We start from the raw sequence: 17,678 nt of genomic DNA, 5'->3' as shown, positions 1-17,678 counted from the left end.
AGCCTGACGGGCAAATGCAAAAGGGGCATTGCCATGCCCCTTGCGCCCGATCACACCAGCAAACGTTTGTTTCGGTGCGGCGAAAAACAGCGTTTAGAAAATGACCTCGACGCTGGCGGCAACCGCCTTGGCCTGCTCGACCGCCTCGCGGCAATCTTCACCCCGGGCCAGCGCCACGCCAAGACGGCGGCGACCGGCGCTCTCCGGTTTGCCAAACAGCCGCAGCTGGGCGCCCGGCACCAGCGCCAATGCCTCACCAATCCCCTGATAGCGGATATTCTGGCTGTGCCCTTCGCGCAGTACCACGGCGGAGGCACTCGGCCCGTACTGGGTGATGGTGCCGACCGGCAGCCCCAGAATGGCGCGTACGTGCAGGGCGAACTCGGAGAGATCCTGAGAGATCAGGGTCACCATGCCGGTATCGTGGGGGCGGGGGGAGACTTCGCTGAACCACACCTCGTCACCCTTGATGAAGAGCTCGACTCCGAACAGGCCGTAACCGCCGAGGGCCTCGACCACCTTGGCCGCTACCTCTTTGGATCGGGCCAGCGCCAGCTCGCTCATCACCTGCGGCTGCCAGGATTCGCGGTAGTCGCCATCTTCCTGCCGGTGGCCGATAGGGTCGCAGAAGTGAATGCCATCGACGGCGCGTACTGTGAGCAGGGTGATCTCGTACTCGAAGGGAACGAAGCCCTCGACGATCACCTTGCCACGACCGGCGCGGCCGCCTTCCTGGGCGTAGGTCCAGCTCTCATCGAGCTTGGCGAGATCGCGCAGTACACTCTGCCCCTTGCCGGACGAGCTCATCACAGGTTTTACCACGCAGGGCAGGCCGATGGCCTCGACGGCGGCGACAAACTCCTCCTTGCTCTGGGCAAAACGGTAGGGTGAGGTGGGCAGACCCAGGGTCTCGGCGGCGAGGCGACGGATCCCTTCCCGGTTCATAGTGAGCTGGGTAGCGCGGGCGTTGGGCACTACCTTGACCCCCTCTTGCTCAAGGGCAGCCAGGGTATCGGTGGCAATCGCTTCAATCTCGGGGATGATGAGGTCGGGTTTAACCTCGGCAACCAGGGCACGCAGGGCGTTGCCATCGAGCATGTCCAGCACGTGGGCTGAGTGGGCCACCTGCATGGCGGGGGCGTTGGCATAGCGGTCGGCGGCGATCACTTCGATCCCGAACCGTTGCAACTCGATGGCGACCTCCTTGCCAAGTTCGCCGGAGCCCAGCAGCAGGGCACGGGTGGCGCCGGGGCGGGTTGCGGTTCCAAACATACGATCTCTCCTGATGTCGATGGTCATTGTTGATGATCGCTATTACACAAATAGCGGACAAAAAAAGAGGCACGCATGGCGTACCTCAGGAAACGGGTTTGTGAGCGCGTTGCTCCAGATGGGTCAGCAAGGTAATGGCGCCAATAATGATGGCGGCGCCAAGCCACAGACGGCCGGGGGGCGCCCAGCCAAATACCAGCCAGCCTGCCAGCACGTTCATCGGCAGCTTGGCAAAATCGAAAGGCTGCACGAAGGAGGCCTCCGCCACGCTGTAGGCGCGAGCGATGGACATGTGCGCGAGTGCCGACAGAATGCCCGCTGCCGCCAGCAGTAGCCATTGTGGCTCGGTGGGCCACTGCCACTCTGGCAGCGCCAGCATGGCGTTGAACGGGGTACTGAAGATAAGCAGGTAGACCACGATAGTGTGGGATGATTCGTTGGCCGCCTGATAGCGTACCAGCAGGGAGTAGCCCGCCCAGAACAGCGCCGCCGCCACCGGCAGCAGGGAGGCCCAGTTGAATTCGTCAGTCCAGGGGGCGAGGATCAGCATGGCGCCGGCAAAGCCCGCCAGGGTGGCCAGAATGCGGGTGCGGCTCACCTGCTCCTTGAGCAGCAGGGCGGAGCCCAGGGTGGCAAACAGCGGCGAGGTCATCAGCAGGGCGATCCCCTGCCAGATAGGGACGGGGTACGCCAGTGCCCAGAGCCAGAGCTGGATGCCGATCACTGCCAGCAATACCCGCAACAGGTGCAACCGGAACTGATTGGTCATCAGGGATTGGCGCAAGCCATGACGAACCAGCCAGGGCAGCAGGCAGATCAGGGCGATCAGGTATTGATGAAAAGCGACCTGAGTCGATGGGAGGCCAAGCTTGAAGCTGACATACTGGCTCAGGCTGTTGACGGCGGCGAAGCAGAGTCCTGCCACCATCATCCAGACTGCACCGGCCAAAGGAGAGTGCCTGCGCGAGGGTATCATGGGATCCGGGTCGCTGGAAAAAGTGCGGCGGATCATAACGGCAATCGTTTGTTCTGCCAAGGGTTGAAGCGCGGCCGCAGGGTTGGCTGGCGAGGAAGTGGCCTTGCATCAAAAAATTTGAACAAGTTGAGCATCTATTTTCGCTATCAGCAAATAAGCACAATGTTTAGAGTGACCTCCATCGACAGCAACGCTGTTCAACCGACAACCAAATGGAGTTTCACCATGGCCAATATCCTCGTACTCAAATCCAGCATCCTGGGTCAATATTCCCAATCCAACGCCCTGATCGACGGCTTCCTGGCTGACCATCAGGATGATGTCGTAACCGTACGTGATCTGGCTGCCCTCAACCTGCCGGTGCTGGATGGCGAGTTGGCCTCCGGCCTGCGCGGTGGTGACAACCTCAATGAACGGCAACTGGCGGTGATCGCCCAGTCCGACGAGCTGATCGCCGAACTCAAAGCGAGCGACTTGGTGGTGATTGCGGCCCCCATGTACAACTTCAACATCCCGACCCAGCTGAAAAACTGGATCGATCTGGTGGCTCGTGCTGGCGTCACCTTCCGCTATACCGAGACCGGTCCGGTGGGGATGGTTGAAAATACCCGCGCGCTGGTGATCAGCCCTCGCGGCGGCATGCACGTCGGCAGCGCCACCGATCTGGTGACCCCCTACATGCGTACCGTGCTCGGTTTCATCGGCATCAAAGAGGTGGATTTCATCTACGCCGAAGGGATGGGTATGGGTCCGGATGCCCAGAGCAAGGGGATGGAAGCGGCCAAAGCGCAGCTTGAGGCTCTGGCTATCTAAGGGCTCTCTATCCCGTCTGGGGTTATCTCTTCAAGGGGTTGCCCCGCCAGATACAAGAACGCAGCCATCAGGCTGCGTTTTTTTTGGTTAGATATGATTGCGACAGATGCTGCTACAGAGAGTATCGCGGCAAGCGGTCGGTACAGACGTTCCGGCGGAGTCACTACTCCATCATAAAGCGGCGACAACCACGCACCAGCAGCAATGCCACCGCGACCAGCAGGCCAAGCAAGAGGGTGGTCAGCCACTGTTCGGTACTTTGCGGCAAGTGGGGCGTGAATAGGCTGATCATCAACAGGGTGCAGAGCGTGATCAACAGGCTCTGTCGGGTCATCAATATCATGGGGTCATCCTTGGTTTGCTCACCTGAAACGATTTTAATGCCCTCTTGTGACAGGGTGATGTATCCGTGCATCACCCTGTTGGGGCTCTTCAGACCATATCAGGTTTTTACCGCAGAGCCAGCGCCATCACTGGCGCTGTGATCCCGATCCCGCTAGCTCTCTTTATCTGAACTGTTTCTGCGCTGGCTGGTAGTGAAAATCGCCGCTGGCGAGCCGCGCTTCCAGTGCCGCCTGATCGATCTCCTGCGCTTTGCAGAGATCATCCAGATCGTCATAGCGATCACGCAGCTGCATATTGACGACGCTCAGCAGCATGTTGATATCCATGGTGGCGAACTTTTTCAAATCCATGATTATTTCTCCCGATCCAGTGATTGCAGCTGCTCAATGGCGGCGCTGACGCTGTGCAGATGCTGGCGGATCGCCTCGCGGGATTCGCTAGGCAGATAGTCGGTCAGGGTATGTTGCCAGCTGCCCGCTTCACTCTTGAGCTGCAGGAAGAGGGCGAGCCCGGCATTGGTGAGGGAGACCAGGCTGATGCGTTTATCCTGCTCGCTGCTCTCGGTAAAGATGATCCCTTTTTCGACCAGACGGCGGATCTCGCGGGAGATGCGCACCTTGTCCATGCCGCTCGCCTCGACCAGCTCTTTCTGGCTGATGGGGTAGTTGGGGCCGAGCACCATCATCAGGCGCCATTGCGGCACGGTCAGCTGGTAGCGCTGTTCATAAAATTGTTCGAAGGTATCCCGTAGCATCTCGGCGGCATGTACCAACTGATAGGGCGGGTAGTGAGCGAGTAACGCTATGATTTTTGACATATTACACCCTGCTGTGACGGCTGCATCAGATGCAGTTTCTTTTGATACTTTGACATTGATGATACGAAACTCAAGCTGATTTGTCTGACCCGGTTGCGATGAAATGTGCGGTGGCGCACGCCCTCAAGGAAAAACCGGGTCTGACCGACGGGATTTTAAGCCAACGCTGTTCAGCCTTTACGCAACCAGATGAGGGCGCTCTGCTTGAGCCAGGCTTCGCGTGTGTGGATGGCGTAGAGCGCGGCCTCGTCGCGGCTGCCCGCTTGCCAGCTTTGTGGCTCCTGTTTGGGTAGCTTGCGCTGACCCAGCAGGCAGGCCGGAATGTGCGGGTTGGCCTCGATGGAGACCAGCAGATGGGGCTTGGCTGCCTCGGCACCCTCGGTAGCAAAGACCATCAGCGCCTTGTTATAGAGCAACCAGCTGGAGGCTTCATCGAAGCGCACCAGCAGGGCGGCCAACGCCTGCCAATCCCCTTGCAGTGCATAGAGGGTGGAGAGGTTGTAGCGGCAACCCAGCTCATCGGCCATGCAGATTGTCAGCAGCGCCAGATACTCCACTTTGGCCTCGCCCAGCTTGCCAAGGCGCAGCAGGCAGTCGGCGCGGCCGGCTCTGGCGGCCAGCAGAGGACGCAGCTCGGGGGCACTCCAGCCGTGGCCGTCGATTTGCTGCCAGAAGGCTTCATCAAACAGCGGAGTGGCATCGGCGATGATCTTCTCGAACCAGCCGAGGCGGGCCTGATGATCGCGGCAGCTGTCGGCCAGCTCGAACCAGGTCTGCCACTGTTGGGCCTGCTCGCCATTGAGGGCCACATCAGCGTTGGGGGCGGCCTGATACTGGTCGAGGTTGAGCAACTGGTTGAGGGCGGTTTTCATATTCTGGCGCTGTCGTTTGCAGAACTCGACAAAGGGGAGTTCGCTGGCGGCGGCGCTATAGAGCATCTGGGCCATCTGCTTGTCGCGAAACAGGCTCAGCTCGGCGGCCAGACTGAAGCGGTACTGGGTGGTCGGGTCGTTCAAATCCTTCGGCTTGGGCCAGGTGGCAAAACCCATGCTGAAGCCATAACACCATTGACCGAGGGGGTGGCTCTGTTCGAACACCTGTTCGGGGTTATCGCTGGGCAGGCGGCATTGGCTCGGCAGGGCCAGCTGGGCGTCGTCGGCTTGGGATTCCAGCTCGGCAATCAGGTGGTTGAGGGCTTCTGCGCTTTTTTCATCCAACTCGGCATCCTGTTCCAGCAGACCAGCCAGCGGGCGTTGCCAGTCAGGGCTTTCCGGCCCCACCAGACGAGCACAGAGAAAACCGTGCAGGGCTGGGTAGGTCATGTCCTGATCGCTGTGGCTCTGGATCCATTGATTAAGATGGCGGGTACGAGTGGATGGGTTCATCGACAGTTCCTCTGGATTTGAACAGCCGCGAAGTCTACCTAAAAGTGGGGTTATTTGCAGCAAATGGCCGCCTGTTTGGCGATTTAATCACCATTGGCGGATAAGATAGGGGCGAAAGGGCGGCTCGTGGTGGCTTGGGGACTAGGCCGGATCACCGCTCTTGAGGTAACATGCGCGCCCATAGGGGCCATGTTCAGTTGGCCCATCCGGGTAATAAAAAAAGAGAGCACCATGATACAGATTGGCAAGATGAACACCCTCACCGTTGTTGAACTCGAAGACCGTGGCGCCTGGCTTGCGGCCGATGAGTACGGTGAACTGCTGCTGCCCAAGCGTCAACTGCCGGAAGGGGTGAAAGAGGGGGATAGCGTGCAGGTCTTCCTCTATCTGGATGCCGATTGCGAGCCGGTGATCACCACCGACAAGCCATTTGCCATGGTGGACGAATTTGCCGGTCTGAAAGTGGTCAATGCCAACAAGATTGGTGCTTTCCTCGACTGGGGCATGAAAAAGGATCTGTTTGTGCCCAGCCGCGAGCAGAACAAGCCGATGCAGGTGGGCCACGTCTATCTGGTGCGTCTGCAACTGGATAACGAAGGGCGCATGGTCGGCACCAGCCGCATCGAGCGTTTCCTGACCCCGGCCGGCAGCAACTTCAAGGTCGGTGACGAAGTGACCGCGCTGCCGGGGGAGCACTCGCCCCTTGGCATCAAGGTGATCGTCAACGGTCAGTATCCCGGCATGCTGTTCAAGAACGAAGTGTTTGGCCGGGTGATGACCGGTCGGCCGCAAACCGCCTGGGTCAAGCAGGTGCGCGAGGATGGCAAACTGGATCTGACCCTGCAAAAGCCGGGTCTGGCGCGGGTTGATGATGCCGGTGAACGCATTCTGAGCCGGATGAAAAAGCAGGGCGGCAGTCTGGCGGTGGGTGACAAGAGCGAACCCGAGCTCATCTACAAGCTGTTCAGCATGAGCAAGGGCACCTTCAAGAAGGCGATCGGCGGCCTCTACAAGCAAGGCAAGATTGTCATCGAAGATAACGCCATCACTCTGGTGGCCACAGAGACCGACTCGGCAGTGGATAGCGAATAAGATGCCGAGTCCCTGTGTTGGCCTCTGCAAGGCGAAAGACGGGCTTTGCCTTGGTTGTGGCCGCACCTTGACCGAGATCGGCCACTGGTCGGCGATGGATAGCAAGGCCCAGCTGGCGGTGATGGCCGAGCTGAATGGCTCGAAAAGCACCCACCGCTGTCCGGGTTGTGGCGAACCGGCCTATTGCGCCGTATCTGCCGGTCAAACCATCGCCCAGTGCTGGTGCAGCCAGTTGCCGGTATTGCCGATGCAGGAGGCCAGCGCTTGCTGGTGCCGCCGCTGTCTGGCCAAGGCCATCGCGGCGCAGGATTAGCACAGAACAGCAATAAGAGTGCACAGAAACAAGAAAGGCGCCGATGGCGCCTTTTTTATGCCTGCTGCTGGCGATGCCAGCGCACATGCACTTGATCTTCGGTCAACAGACGGGGCAGCAGGAAGGTGGCGAAGATCACCTCAAACTCATCCTGATGATCCAGCAAACCGACCCACACTTCGACCCAGCGCTCCATATCAACCGGCTCACCCAGCTCGGTCGACCAGTCGGCATTGGGCAGGGTCGCCTCCACGGCGCCACGCTGCTCAAACTCCAGGGTGATGTCGACAATTTGTTCGGGGGCCAGCATATCGGCGGCCTGCTCAAGAAACTGATCATAGGCCCATTCGACCAGCTGATCCGGGGTACGCTGTTCCATGAAATCACTCCAGATACATCGAGGTTCGCTACTGTAACAATTATTGGCTGTGGCGGCCAGACCAGTACGCCGGGCGTGGCTGGCCTGTCCAAGTTGCCGTTGGGGGAGTATGGTTAAGGCGCGGATCATCTGGCAGGGAGTAAGGGGATGAAGCAGCGGGGACGGCGGCAACAGATCAAGCGACGGCGCGAGGCCTGGTGGTGGCACTATCTGCCGCTTCACCGCGAGACGGTGGGCGGTCATCTGGGCCCACCGGAGAAACCCGATGAGCCCTGAAGATCAGTCGGCCTGATGCACCCGATTGAGGGTGATCTGACCCAGTTGCCCCATCTGGCGGCGGATCCAGACCGAGCGCTTCTGCACATAGGGTGAAGGGGGCTTGACCCGATAACGCCACGGATTGGGCAGGGCGGCGGCCAGCAGGGATGACTCGTAGCGGGTCAAGCGGCTGGCCGGTTTGCCAAAGTAGGTGCGGGCAGCGGCTTCGGCGCCATAGATGCCGGGGCCGAACTCCACGATATTGAGATAGACCTCGAGAATACGGGCCTTGTCCCAGCCCAGCTCCATCAGCAGGGTAAACCAGGCCTCCAGCCCCTTGCGCAGGAAGCTGCGATCACTCCACATAAAGAGGTTCTTGGCGGTCTGCTGGCTGAGGGTGCTGGCACCGCGCACCCGTTCGCTGTGCTGGTTGTGCTTGAGTGCCGCGTTGATGGCATCCATGTCAAAGCCGTTGTGCTCGGCAAAGCGCTGATCCTCGGCGGCGATCACCGCCAGTTGCAGCTCCTTGGAGATGGACTCCAGATCTACCCATTGATGGCGCACCTGGGTGATCTTGGCGGGCGGAAACAGAGCCCGCTCGATACGCCAGCTCCACATCGGCGGATCGATAAAACGCAGCAAGGCGACCGAGCCGACCGAGCAGAGCAGCCCGGCCAGCGCGATCTTGCCTGCCCACCTCAACACCCGGCGCCCAAGCGATACAGATGGGCGCTCGGGGGCAACGGCAGCAGGGTCTGACTCCCACTGATAGTGGCTGGGATCATCGGGATCCGGAATTATTGGGGCAGCCATTCGATGTGGCAGAACTTCTCGTCAACACGGCGGGAGAGCAGCATGCGGGCAAACAGGTGCTCATACTCTTGTTCTTCGTTGCCAAGGCCGACCCAGATCTCGGCATAGTCGGTGTCGCTCACGGCAAAACCCACGTCCGCTTCCCAGTCATCGGCCGGGTCTGTTTCGGCCAGCAGGCCGCGATCGTTGAACTCCTGATTGAAGCGGGCGATCTCCTGCTCCGGCAGGTTGTCAGAGGCCAGCTCCATAAAGAGTTCGAGGGCGGTATCGAGCAGTTCCTCGACGCTGTGCATTTCGTCATTCATAGACATAAGCGGTCTGTTCCAGAAAAGAGAAAAAGGTGCCGGCGCAGATCACAGCCTGCGGGGCGGCGCTATTCTAGCGGTCGGCAGACCCCTTGGCGAGATGAGGCGAACCGCTGTGACCTGTTTTTGTGCCAATAAAAAACCGGATCCAGTGACAGGATCCGGTCTTCATTGGGGGAAGGGGTCACGCATAGGGCGTCAGCTCATCCCTTCTTGTCATCGGCGAAGGTGATGTTGAGCTCCAGCACCGACAGCTCATCACTCTTCTGATCCAGTTGGACGGTTATCTTCTCCGGATCAATGTTGACGTATTTGCGGATCACATCGAGGATGTCCTGCTTGAGCTGGGGCAGGTAATCCGGCCCCCCTCTGGATGAACGCTCGTGAGCAACAATGATCTGCAACCGCTCTTTGGCCAGTTGTGCGGTGTTCTGTTTCTTGTTGGAACGAAAATAATCCAATAATGACATGTTTAACTCCCGAACAGTCGGCTAAAGAAGCCCTTCTTCTCTTCTTCCAGAAAACGAAATTCCTTGGCATCGCCCAGCAGGCGGGACACCGCATCTTCGTAGGCCTGACCGGCATCGGACTCCTTGTCCAGAATGACCGGTTCGCCGGAGTTGGAGGCGCGCAGCACCGCCTGGGACTCCGGAATCACCCCGAGCAGCGGGATGGCCAGGATCTCCTGCACATCCTGCACGCTCAGCATGTCGCCGCGGTTGACGCGGGTCGGGCAGTAGCGGGTCAGCAGCAGGTGCTCCTTGATGGGGTCTTCGCCACGCTCGGCGCGGCGGGACTTGGAGGCCAGGATGCCAAGGATGCGGTCGGAGTCACGCACGGAAGAGACTTCCGGGTTGGTGGTGACGATCGCTTCATCGGCAAAATAGAGCGCCATCAGCGCGCCCGCCTCGATCCCTGCCGGGGAGTCGCAGACGATGTAATCGAATTTCATCTCCGCCAGTTGATCCAGGATCTTCTCGACCCCCTCACGGGTGAGGGCATCTTTGTCCCGGGTCTGGGAGGCGGGCAGGATAAACAGATTTTCCGAGCGTTTGTCCTTGATCAGCGCCTGATTGAGGTTTGCTTCCCCGTTGATGACGTTGACGAAGTCATACACCACGCGCCGCTCGCAGCCCATGATGAGATCCAGGTTTCTCAGACCGATGTCAAAGTCAATGACCACTGTCTTGTGACCACGCTGGGCTAAGCCGGTGCTCAGGGCCGCACTGGTTGTGGTCTTGCCAACGCCACCTTTACCCGATGTAACGACTATGATTCGCGCCATTCTCGCTTCCTTGTAACTCTATTTGATACGGTCTATTCGGAGTTGTTCGTTGTCCAGCCGGACGTGTACCGGTTGCTGGATCAGGCCTGCCGGCAATGCATCGCTCAGCTGGAATGTGCCCGCGATGGAGAGCAGCTCGGCCTGTAATTGCTGGCAATAGATCCGGGCCTGGGTGTTTCCCCGGGCACCGGCAATGGCTCTGCCACGCAGGGTGCCATAAATATGAATGCTGTCGTCGGCGAGCACTTCAGCTCCCGGACTGACGGACCCCAGCACCACCAGCGAGGTGCCGGCGGCGTAAATTTGCTGGCCGGAACGAACCGGTCCCACATGTACCTTGCTCGGGATCAAGGGAGCGGGTTCGGGCTCGGGAACCACCTCAGGGGCGGCTGGCGCGGGGGCAGGCTCGGGTTCCGGTTCGCTCTTGCGACTCTTGCCCGAGGCCATCACGGCCAGTCCCACCGCCTTGGCGGCCGTCTTCATCTCTTCACTGCGCGCCCCCGTGATGCCGACCAGCACAAATTCTTCGGACTCCACCAGCTCCTTGAGCTGTTCGAAATCGGGAATATGTTCCAGTCGGGAAACATTGATCACCAGCGGTGCGCAATTAAAAAAGTAGGGTGCCTGGGCCACTTTTTCGGCCAACAACTGACGTATCCGCTCAGGCTCGCCATCGCTGATATGCAACACAGAAATAGTGAAGGTGGTCCCTTTCAATTCGTTATCGCGCTCAACCATGAATCTTCCCCGAGGCAGAGATGCTAATCCGTTATTGTTATTCAATTCCTGATGTTATAGTTTGCCCCCATCAGAGGCAATAAACTCGTCGGATTATATCAATTTCCATGTTGTGTGCAGTCTATAAAAGTCGCAAAAAAGCCGAGACCTACCTTTTTGTTGAAAAAAGAGAGGATTTCTCCCGCGTTCCCGAGCCACTGCTGAGCGCATTCGGGCGTCCCGAGCTGGTGCTGATGACCAAGCTGGATCCGGCCAAGCCCTTGGGGCTGGCTGATGTTGGCAAGGTAATGGAGGCGCTGACGACTCAGGGCTTCTACCTGCAGGTGCCGCCGCCTCCCGAGAATTTGCTGGAGCAACACAAGGCCAGCCTGAAAAAACCAGCCTGAATATCCAGCTCCGTTGTGCGTTCTGCCCAGCGGGGCTAATTCTTTGTGACTCTGCATGACGCATTCCGGCCCCGGAGAGGTGGCTTGCGATAATCCCGTGACAGGATCTGGCCAAATTAAACCCTCCCTTTGGTGATATTCACTTTTCGCTGTTTAAATAGAAAGTCAATCTGCTCCCAACACCATATCCTCAACCTTTGCTGGCGCTCACAAAAATAGCGAGTAGCGCGTACTCATATCCTCCATTTCAACGGCTATTGGCCCATTCATCGATTATTTTCAGCCTCTTCCTTGGGCACTTTTTGGGCCTCCACTGCGCGATAAGTTGTCTATCAAATGGGGCGTGAAGAGGGCGGTGATAACGGAGCTAAAACCAGTTTGCGCGATGCGCTGTGGCCAAAATGATGAGCTAACCCCCCTGTTTGTGTGCTTGATTGTTTGCCCTGATCACGAAATTACCACATAGGAGGCAATCAATGTGGCGGCGTGATAATCCGCAGGGTGAGCGGTAACCGCGTCTTGCCAAACAAGGGTATGACCAAAGGGGGGATATTGAGCTGAGGGGGCATCTCGATATCGATTAGTTGTGGAATCGTGACCGGGGCAAGATAGCAGGTACAGGTTTCATGTAGGGGCGTAATGTCCCTTTCTTTCAATGCATTGAGAATAGTTAATCAAGGTATGTAATTAGAGAGGCATTTAGACAAGGCAATCCGCATTGCGATGGCGTAGCAGGGGTATATCAGCGACGCCTTACAGTGAAATGGTCGGTATGCCGGTATAAGTGCCCGGCATCCCATTCGGGCAATAAAAAAGGCGGGATATCCCGCCTTTGTTCAGATGAGGGTCGCAACCCCTATTTATTCGCAGGCAACCTGCATCACCTTGATGGCCAGACCGCCACGGGAGGTTTCACGGTACTTGGAGTCCATGTCCTTGCCGGTGATGTACATGGTCTCGATCACCTTGTCCAGGGAGACGCGCGGCTTGGACGTACGACGCAGGGCCATACGGGAGGCGTTGACTGCCTTCATGGCTGCGATGGCGTTACGCTCGATGCAAGGCACCTGTACCTGACCGGCAACCGGATCACAGGTCAGACCCAGGTTGTGTTCCATGCCGATCTCGGCAGCTTCGCAGACGTGCTCCGGGCTACCGCCCATCAGCTCGGTCAGACCGGCAGCGGCCATGGAGCAGGAGACTCCCACTTCACCCTGACAGCCTACTTCGGCGCCGGAGATGGAGGCGTTCATCTTGTAGAGGATGCCGACGGCACCGGCAGCCAGATAGAAGCGGGTGTACTCGTCGCGGCCAACCGGCTGGATGAACTTGTCGTAGTAAGCCAGTACGGCCGGGATGATACCGGCAGCGCCGTTGGTCGGGGCGGTGACAACGCGGCCACCGGCTGCGTTCTCTTCACTCACGGCCAGAGCGAACATGTTGACCCAGTCAACGATGTTCATCGGGTCGCTCGAGAGGTTCTCGTTGGTGTTGAGCTGACGGTAGAGCGGTGCGGCACGACGGGGTACGCGCAGCGGGCCGGAGAGAACACCTTCGGTACGGCAGCCGCGCTCGATACCTTCACGCATGGTGTTCCAGATCTTGCCGAACTTCTTGTAGATCTCTTCCGGAGTGTTGAAGCACTTCTCGTTTTCCATCATCAGGGCAGAGATGGAGAGACCGGTCTGGCTGCAATGGGCAACCAGCTCAGCGGCGCTCTTGAACGGATAGCGTACGGACATGTCGCCGCTGTCAGCCTTGCCGAAGTTCTCTTCGTCAACGATGAAGCCACCACCGATGGAGTAGTAGGTCTTGCTGTAGACCACTTCATCTTCGATCAGGGCAGTCAGCTTCATGCCGTTTTCGTGCAGCGGCAGGGCTTCGTCGTGGAATACCATGGCGTCACGCGGGAAGCTGACGGTGTGGCAGTGCAGGCCGATCGGCAGGCGCTCGGTCTGTTCAACACGGGAGATAAACTCGGGGATGGCATCGATATCGACATTTTCCGGCAGGTTGCCGGCCAGGCCCATGATGATGGCGGTGTCGGTATGGTGGCCCTTGCCAGTCCAGGAGAGGGAGCCGTAGACATCGACATTGATCCGGGTTACATCGCGGATCTTGCCGCCCGCGCGCAGCTCGTCAACAAACTGTTTGGCCGCTTTCATCGGGCCAACAGTGTGGGAAGAAGAGGGGCCTACACCGATTTTGAAGATATCAAAAACGCTGATCATGTCACTATTACCTCAGGGTAGAAGGGGGCGGCATGCCCACTCACAGAAATTTGGGAGATCCATGGAACGCGCTTGTCAGCGCAGGTCACAGAACCAGATAACCGTAGTGTAACGGCTCCAGACCTAAAAAAAGTTGAAATAGATCTATTTTTGTTGAATCTGAGGCGCGAGTATAAAATTTATTTTTGTGCTTATCCATTTTGTTAAGCGTTTGCCCATAAAAATACCCGGCGATGCCGGGCATTTCGGAACCAAATGGAGTCATTTGCCGTTTTTTAACATTCGGTAATGTTAACGGCGAGGCCGCCACGGGCCGTCTCCTTGTATTTGGTCTTCATGTCGTTGCCGGTCTCCCACATGGTCTTGATCACCTTGTCGAGCGACACCTTGTGCTCGCCGGTGCCGCGCAGGGCGAGGCGGGCGGCATTGATCGCCTTGACCGCCCCCATGGCGTTGCGCTCGATGCAGGGCACCTGCACCAGTCCGCCGATGGGATCGCAGGTGAGGCCGAGATTGTGCTCCATGCCTATTTCGGCGGCGTTCTCCACCATGGCCGGGCTGCCACCCAGCAGTTCGGTCAGCGCGCCAGCCGCCATGGAACAGGCGACTCCCACTTCTCCCTGACAACCCACTTCGGCGCCGGAGAGGGAGGCGTTCTTCTTATATAAGATGCCGATGGCAGCCGCGGTGAGGAAGTAGCGGATCAGCGTCTCGTCATCCACCTTGTGAACGAAACGATCGTAGTAGTGCAGCACGGCGGGGATGATGCCCGCAGCGCCATTGGTGGGGGCGGTGACCACCCTGCCACCGGCGGCGTTCTCTTCATTGACCGCCAGCGCAAAGAGATCGACCCACTCCATCACCATCAGCGGATCCTTGTTGAAGTTGGTCTCGCAGCTTAACTGGCGGAACAGCCCCGGGGCGCGGCGCCGAACCTTGAGGCCGCCCGGCAGCACCCCTTCGCTTTTGCAGCCCCGCTCGACGCAGCCCTGCATCGCCTGCCAGATCTTGCGCAGCCCCGCTTTTATCTGCTCATCGCTGCGAAATACCCGCTCATTGGCCAGGATCAGCCCCGAGATGGAGAGGCCGCTCTCCTGACAGTGGGCCAGCAACTGGGCGCCGCTCTCGAACGGGTAGGGGACAGGGTGCTCGGCATCAGACTTGGCGGCCTCTTCTTTGGCGGTGGCAAAGTGGCTCTCTTCAATGATGAAGCCGCCCCCGATGGAGTAGTAGGTCTGGCTGAAGCGCAGGTTTTCCTCTTTATCAAAGGCCCGCAGAGTCATGCCATTGGTGTGGGCCGGCAGGGTTTTGCGACGGTTGAAGATGATGGCACCGGTGCGTGGAAAATGGCTTGGTTGTTCGCCTGCCAACTGCAGGCTCTGCTCATTTTCCACTTGAGCCAGAATGGCGGGAATCGCATCGATATCGACCGACTCTGGTTCAAAGCCCGACAACCCCAGAATGATCGCCTTGCCAGTGCCGTGTCCTTTGCCGGTCTGGCCCAGCGAGCCGTAACACTCCACTTCGACCCGTGTGATCTGCGGCAGATGGCCTTGCAGCTTGAGCTGCTGAACGAAGGCATAGGAGGCACGCATGGGGCCGACGGTATGGGAAGAGGAGGGGCCAATTCCGATGGAAAACAGGTCAAACACGCTGATCATGACATCAATCCGGTGATGGTTTATGTCTGTTTATTCTAGGATTTTTGACGTGGATGGAAAGCGGGGATGTGCGGTGCTGTGACATGGACACAGATAATGGGGCTGGGGATTGCCCAAGAAGGTTGAAGGGGCTGATCCCCTTCAACCAGCCTGATCAGTCGAGAAATTCGCACAGATAGGCAGTGGGGGTTTTCACTTCCAGTTTGAAGGAGGAGTGACCGGCCACCAGGAAGGATTCACCCTGGCTGTAGGTGTGCCACTCATCTTCATCAGCCAGCTGGATGGTGAGGGCGCCCTTGATCACAGTCATCCGTTCGGGGGCGGCGGTGTTGAACAGGTAGTCACCGGCGTTCATCACCCCGACGGTTGATTTCTCGCCTTTTTGTTCGAAACCGATGGATTTTACATTTCCGTCGAAATACTCGTTAACTTTCAGCATCTTTACATCCCTGTTTGTACGTTTGTGCAGCCAAACTAGCACAATCTTTTGCCAGTTGTCATGGGGGATGAGGTAAAAATCGCCGAGACCGCTTTGAATCTTTACTTTTTCGCAAACTTATTAATAGCCAAGGTTAATGATTTGCTGATTTAAAACAGCAATTAAATGTGAGATAACACGCGCAAACAGGGGAATGGGCAGCCGCTCATTCCCCTGTTTGGTTAATTGCACTGGGAAAAGTGTGAATTTTGCTACATAAAGGAACATATTGTGTTAACTAAAGGACTCATTAAAAACATCGGCTTCCAGGTTGTGGTCGCCATGGTACTGGGCGCAGTTGTCGGCGCGTTCATGGGTGAACAAGCCACCGTGTTTGCACCGCTCGGTACCCTGTTTATCCAGCTGATCAAGATGCTGGTGATCCCGCTGGTGGCGGTTGCCATCCTCTCCGGGGCCGCCAATCTGGGCGCGAGCCCGGCGGCGGGCAAAATCGGTGCAGCGACGCTGGCCTTCTTCCTCGTGACCTCCGCGTTGGCCGTGTTGCTGGCGCTGGTGATGGGGCAGATCTTCAAACCGGGTGTCGGGGTCGATTTCGCTTCCGTCGCCTCCATGTTTGGCGGTGACTACGCCGATAAAGGGGCGCTGCCGGATGCAGTCGCCACCCTGCTTGGCATGATCCCCACCAACGTCTTCAACTCCCTCAACGAAGCGAACATCCTGCAGATCCTGGTGTTCTGCATGTTCCTCGGCATTGCGCTGGCCAAACAACCACGCGAGCGGGCCAAGCCACTGGTCGATGGGCTCAATACCCTGGTGGATGCCTTCGTCTGGATGATCAACAAGGTGATGATCATCGCACCACTCGGGGTGTTCGGTCTGATGGCTGAGGCCATCGGTACCTATGGCTTCGATGTGCTGACCCTGGTGCTCAAGCTGTTCGTGGTCTATGTGGCTGCCATCCTTATCTTCGGCTTTGTGGTCTACCCGCTGCTGGTGATGATGTTCTCCAACACGCCGGTAATGAAGTACCTCTCTGCCATGAAGAAGCCGCAGATCGTGGCCTTCTCCACCGCCTCTTCCATGGCGACCCTGCCGGTCAATATGGAGACCTGCGAACATGATCTGAAAGTGACCAACGCGACCGCCTCCTTCGTGTTGCCGCTGGGGGCCACCATCAACATGAGCGGCAACGCCATCTATTACGGTCTGGTCGCCATCTTTTTCGCGCAGGTTTACAACATCGATCTGAGCGTCGGTGCCTGGGCGGCCATCATTGTGACCTCCACTCTGGGGGCGATCGGCCAGGCCGGTGTGCCGGGCCCAAGCTTCCTGGTGGTTGCCGTGCTGCTGGCGGCCGGGATCCCCATCGAAGGGCTGCCGCTGCTGTTCGCGCTGGATCGTCTGTTCGACATGATCCGCACCTCCCTCAATATCACCGGCGATGCGGCCTGTGCTGTCATTGTTGACCGCTTCAGCCCGGAATATGACCCAGAGCGCTGGAACAAGGCATAATTGCTTTGAGCTGGGCTGAGATATAACAGCCTTAAGCTGACACTGCGTAACGCGAGCCCCTGCCATGATGGCGGGGGCTTTTTTATATCTGCCGGACAAGTATCAGAGCAAAGGTGTGCTCAAGAGATTGCTAACGGATGTAGCTGTGTTGAATGGAGAGTACAGGAGGGGAAAACATCAGTTGTGGGCATGGGCCGTATGGCGTCAACCGGCCTGTTGTAGATGCCGGGGTAGGGGATTGTCAAACGACGGGTAACAAAAAGGGGAGCCTTGCTCCCCTCGGATATGATCTGCTGCTGGTTCTACTCCATCAGGCCATATGGTTAAACCATCCTGGTTACACCCTTGTGGCGAAAGAAACAGCGTCAACGTGATGAAATCATATCTATGTTGACCATCTCGGCATTGTCACTGAAAAGCGCCAGTTGGTGGCGATTAAACAGACATGGCAAAGAAGGTCGGTCCGGATTGATGCCTCTCTATCCGGCTCAGAACTGTGACAGTGAGGGCAGAGAGACAGCAACCAGGGTGAAAAACACCGTGAAAACGGCAGTAACGACAAACTCTTTCATTTTTCTCTCCCTAAGTTGTTGGTTGATGTAGTCAAGATACCATAACAAGGGGGTAAAACAAGGTGTAAGTTGATAAAATAGCTGCT

At 57.9% G+C, this 17,678-nt stretch carries 21 protein-coding genes; 6 read left to right on the top strand and 15 right to left on the bottom strand.

Annotated elements, in window-relative coordinates; all coding sequences use genetic code 11:
• Window positions 1-93: 93 nt before the first annotated feature.
• Entirely contained in the window at window positions 94-1,272 is a 1,179-nt protein-coding gene (gene purT / locus AB5Y71_RS12140) for a formate-dependent phosphoribosylglycinamide formyltransferase (RefSeq protein ID WP_368171675.1), read from the bottom strand.
• 85 nt (window positions 1,273-1,357) lie between these two features.
• On the bottom strand, window positions 1,358-2,248 hold the full coding sequence (locus AB5Y71_RS12135) for a DMT family transporter (protein WP_368171704.1): 891 nt from the start codon (window positions 2,246-2,248) through the stop codon (window positions 1,358-1,360).
• Window positions 2,249-2,473: 225 nt separating this feature from the next.
• On the opposite strand from AB5Y71_RS12135, the gene AB5Y71_RS12130 reads away from it, so the two are divergent.
• Complete coding sequence (locus tag AB5Y71_RS12130) at window positions 2,474-3,061, top strand: FMN-dependent NADH-azoreductase (protein ID WP_005336864.1); 588 nt, start codon at window positions 2,474-2,476, stop codon at window positions 3,059-3,061.
• Window positions 3,062-3,224: 163 nt separating this feature from the next.
• Here the strand turns inward: AB5Y71_RS12130 and AB5Y71_RS12125 are convergent, their stop codons facing one another.
• From AB5Y71_RS12125 to AB5Y71_RS12110, 4 genes are all read right to left on the bottom strand, one after another.
• On the bottom strand, window positions 3,225-3,404 hold the full coding sequence (locus AB5Y71_RS12125) for a hypothetical protein (RefSeq protein ID WP_005336860.1): 180 nt from the start codon (window positions 3,402-3,404) through the stop codon (window positions 3,225-3,227).
• A 163-nt stretch (window positions 3,405-3,567) separates the two neighbouring features.
• Window positions 3,568-3,756, bottom strand: a complete 189-nt coding sequence (locus AB5Y71_RS12120; RefSeq protein ID WP_019445848.1) for a DUF4250 domain-containing protein — start codon at window positions 3,754-3,756, stop codon at window positions 3,568-3,570.
• Between the two features lie 2 nt (window positions 3,757-3,758).
• A complete protein-coding gene (locus tag AB5Y71_RS12115; protein ID WP_005336856.1) occupies window positions 3,759-4,223 on the bottom strand; it encodes a MarR family winged helix-turn-helix transcriptional regulator in 465 nt (154 codons plus the stop codon).
• Window positions 4,224-4,393: 170 nt separating this feature from the next.
• Window positions 4,394-5,608 carry a UPF0149 family protein gene (locus tag AB5Y71_RS12110; protein WP_368171674.1) on the bottom strand — a complete coding sequence of 405 codons (1,215 nt, stop codon included), beginning with the start codon at window positions 5,606-5,608 and terminating at the stop codon, window positions 4,394-4,396.
• Between the two features lie 231 nt (window positions 5,609-5,839).
• On the opposite strand from AB5Y71_RS12110, the gene AB5Y71_RS12105 reads away from it, so the two are divergent.
• Both AB5Y71_RS12105 and AB5Y71_RS12100 read left to right on the top strand, forming a co-directional pair.
• Window positions 5,840-6,700, top strand: coding sequence for a S1 RNA-binding domain-containing protein (locus tag AB5Y71_RS12105; RefSeq protein WP_005336853.1), 861 nt, complete (start codon window positions 5,840-5,842; stop codon window positions 6,698-6,700).
• Between the two features lies 1 nt (window position 6,701).
• Window positions 6,702-7,013: a DUF1289 domain-containing protein gene (locus tag AB5Y71_RS12100; protein ID WP_005360950.1), complete on the top strand. Its 312-nt coding sequence runs from the start codon at window positions 6,702-6,704 to the stop codon at window positions 7,011-7,013.
• Window positions 7,014-7,068: 55 nt separating this feature from the next.
• Here AB5Y71_RS12100 and AB5Y71_RS12095 read toward each other — a convergent pair whose 3' ends face one another.
• Window positions 7,069-7,392, bottom strand: a complete 324-nt coding sequence (locus AB5Y71_RS12095; protein WP_005336851.1) for an HI1450 family dsDNA-mimic protein — start codon at window positions 7,390-7,392, stop codon at window positions 7,069-7,071.
• A 147-nt stretch (window positions 7,393-7,539) separates the two neighbouring features.
• Here AB5Y71_RS12095 and AB5Y71_RS12090 point away from each other — a divergent pair, with 147 nt between their 5' ends.
• Window positions 7,540-7,668 carry a hypothetical protein gene (locus AB5Y71_RS12090; RefSeq protein WP_019445852.1) on the top strand — a complete coding sequence of 43 codons (129 nt, stop codon included), beginning with the start codon at window positions 7,540-7,542 and terminating at the stop codon, window positions 7,666-7,668.
• A 3-nt stretch (window positions 7,669-7,671) separates the two neighbouring features.
• Here the strand turns inward: AB5Y71_RS12090 and mtgA are convergent, their stop codons facing one another.
• The 5 genes from mtgA to minC all read right to left on the bottom strand — a co-directional run bounded on the left by mtgA (window position 7,672) and on the right by minC (window position 10,791).
• Window positions 7,672-8,463 carry a monofunctional biosynthetic peptidoglycan transglycosylase gene (mtgA, locus tag AB5Y71_RS12085; RefSeq protein WP_368171673.1) on the bottom strand — a complete coding sequence of 264 codons (792 nt, stop codon included), beginning with the start codon at window positions 8,461-8,463 and terminating at the stop codon, window positions 7,672-7,674.
• Window positions 8,448-8,774, bottom strand: a complete 327-nt coding sequence (locus AB5Y71_RS12080; protein WP_005352317.1) for an HI1450 family dsDNA-mimic protein — start codon at window positions 8,772-8,774, stop codon at window positions 8,448-8,450. The genes mtgA and AB5Y71_RS12080 overlap by 16 nt, the downstream gene beginning before the upstream one ends.
• Before the next feature lie 197 nt (window positions 8,775-8,971).
• A complete protein-coding gene (minE, locus tag AB5Y71_RS12075) occupies window positions 8,972-9,238 on the bottom strand; it encodes a cell division topological specificity factor MinE (protein ID WP_005336848.1) in 267 nt (88 codons plus the stop codon).
• Between the two features lie 2 nt (window positions 9,239-9,240).
• On the bottom strand, window positions 9,241-10,053 hold the full coding sequence (minD, locus tag AB5Y71_RS12070) for a septum site-determining protein MinD (protein WP_005336847.1): 813 nt from the start codon (window positions 10,051-10,053) through the stop codon (window positions 9,241-9,243).
• Window positions 10,054-10,071: 18 nt separating this feature from the next.
• The gene (minC, locus tag AB5Y71_RS12065; RefSeq protein WP_013723728.1) at window positions 10,072-10,791 is read right to left on the bottom strand and encodes a septum site-determining protein MinC; all 720 of its coding nucleotides are present in this window, start codon (window positions 10,789-10,791) and stop codon (window positions 10,072-10,074) included.
• Window positions 10,792-10,898: 107 nt separating this feature from the next.
• Between minC and AB5Y71_RS12060 the strand changes: the two genes are divergently transcribed.
• On the top strand, window positions 10,899-11,177 hold the full coding sequence (locus tag AB5Y71_RS12060; RefSeq protein ID WP_120414344.1) for a YcgL domain-containing protein: 279 nt from the start codon (window positions 10,899-10,901) through the stop codon (window positions 11,175-11,177).
• Window positions 11,178-12,037: 860 nt separating this feature from the next.
• Here AB5Y71_RS12060 and AB5Y71_RS12055 read toward each other — a convergent pair.
• The 3 genes from AB5Y71_RS12055 to AB5Y71_RS12045 all read right to left on the bottom strand — a co-directional run bounded on the left by AB5Y71_RS12055 (window position 12,038) and on the right by AB5Y71_RS12045 (window position 15,508).
• On the bottom strand, window positions 12,038-13,408 hold the full coding sequence (locus tag AB5Y71_RS12055) for an L-serine ammonia-lyase (protein ID WP_005336844.1): 1,371 nt from the start codon (window positions 13,406-13,408) through the stop codon (window positions 12,038-12,040).
• A 275-nt stretch (window positions 13,409-13,683) separates the two neighbouring features.
• Window positions 13,684-15,069, bottom strand: a complete 1,386-nt coding sequence (locus AB5Y71_RS12050) for an L-serine ammonia-lyase (RefSeq protein WP_368171672.1) — start codon at window positions 15,067-15,069, stop codon at window positions 13,684-13,686.
• A gap of 154 nt (window positions 15,070-15,223) precedes the next feature.
• Window positions 15,224-15,508: a pyrimidine/purine nucleoside phosphorylase gene (locus tag AB5Y71_RS12045; protein WP_005336842.1), complete on the bottom strand. Its 285-nt coding sequence runs from the start codon at window positions 15,506-15,508 to the stop codon at window positions 15,224-15,226.
• A 270-nt stretch (window positions 15,509-15,778) separates the two neighbouring features.
• Here AB5Y71_RS12045 and AB5Y71_RS12040 point away from each other — a divergent pair, with 270 nt between their 5' ends.
• Window positions 15,779-17,020: a dicarboxylate/amino acid:cation symporter gene (locus AB5Y71_RS12040; RefSeq protein WP_005360943.1), complete on the top strand. Its 1,242-nt coding sequence runs from the start codon at window positions 15,779-15,781 to the stop codon at window positions 17,018-17,020.
• Window positions 17,021-17,678 lie beyond the last annotated feature (658 nt).

It is taken from the genome of Aeromonas sp. R9-2 (genome assembly GCF_040908025.1).
Taxonomy (GTDB): Bacteria; Pseudomonadota; Gammaproteobacteria; order Enterobacterales; family Aeromonadaceae; genus Aeromonas; species Aeromonas veronii.
Note: the sequence above shows the minus strand (reverse complement) of the source record. Positions and strands in the feature narration are given on the sequence as shown.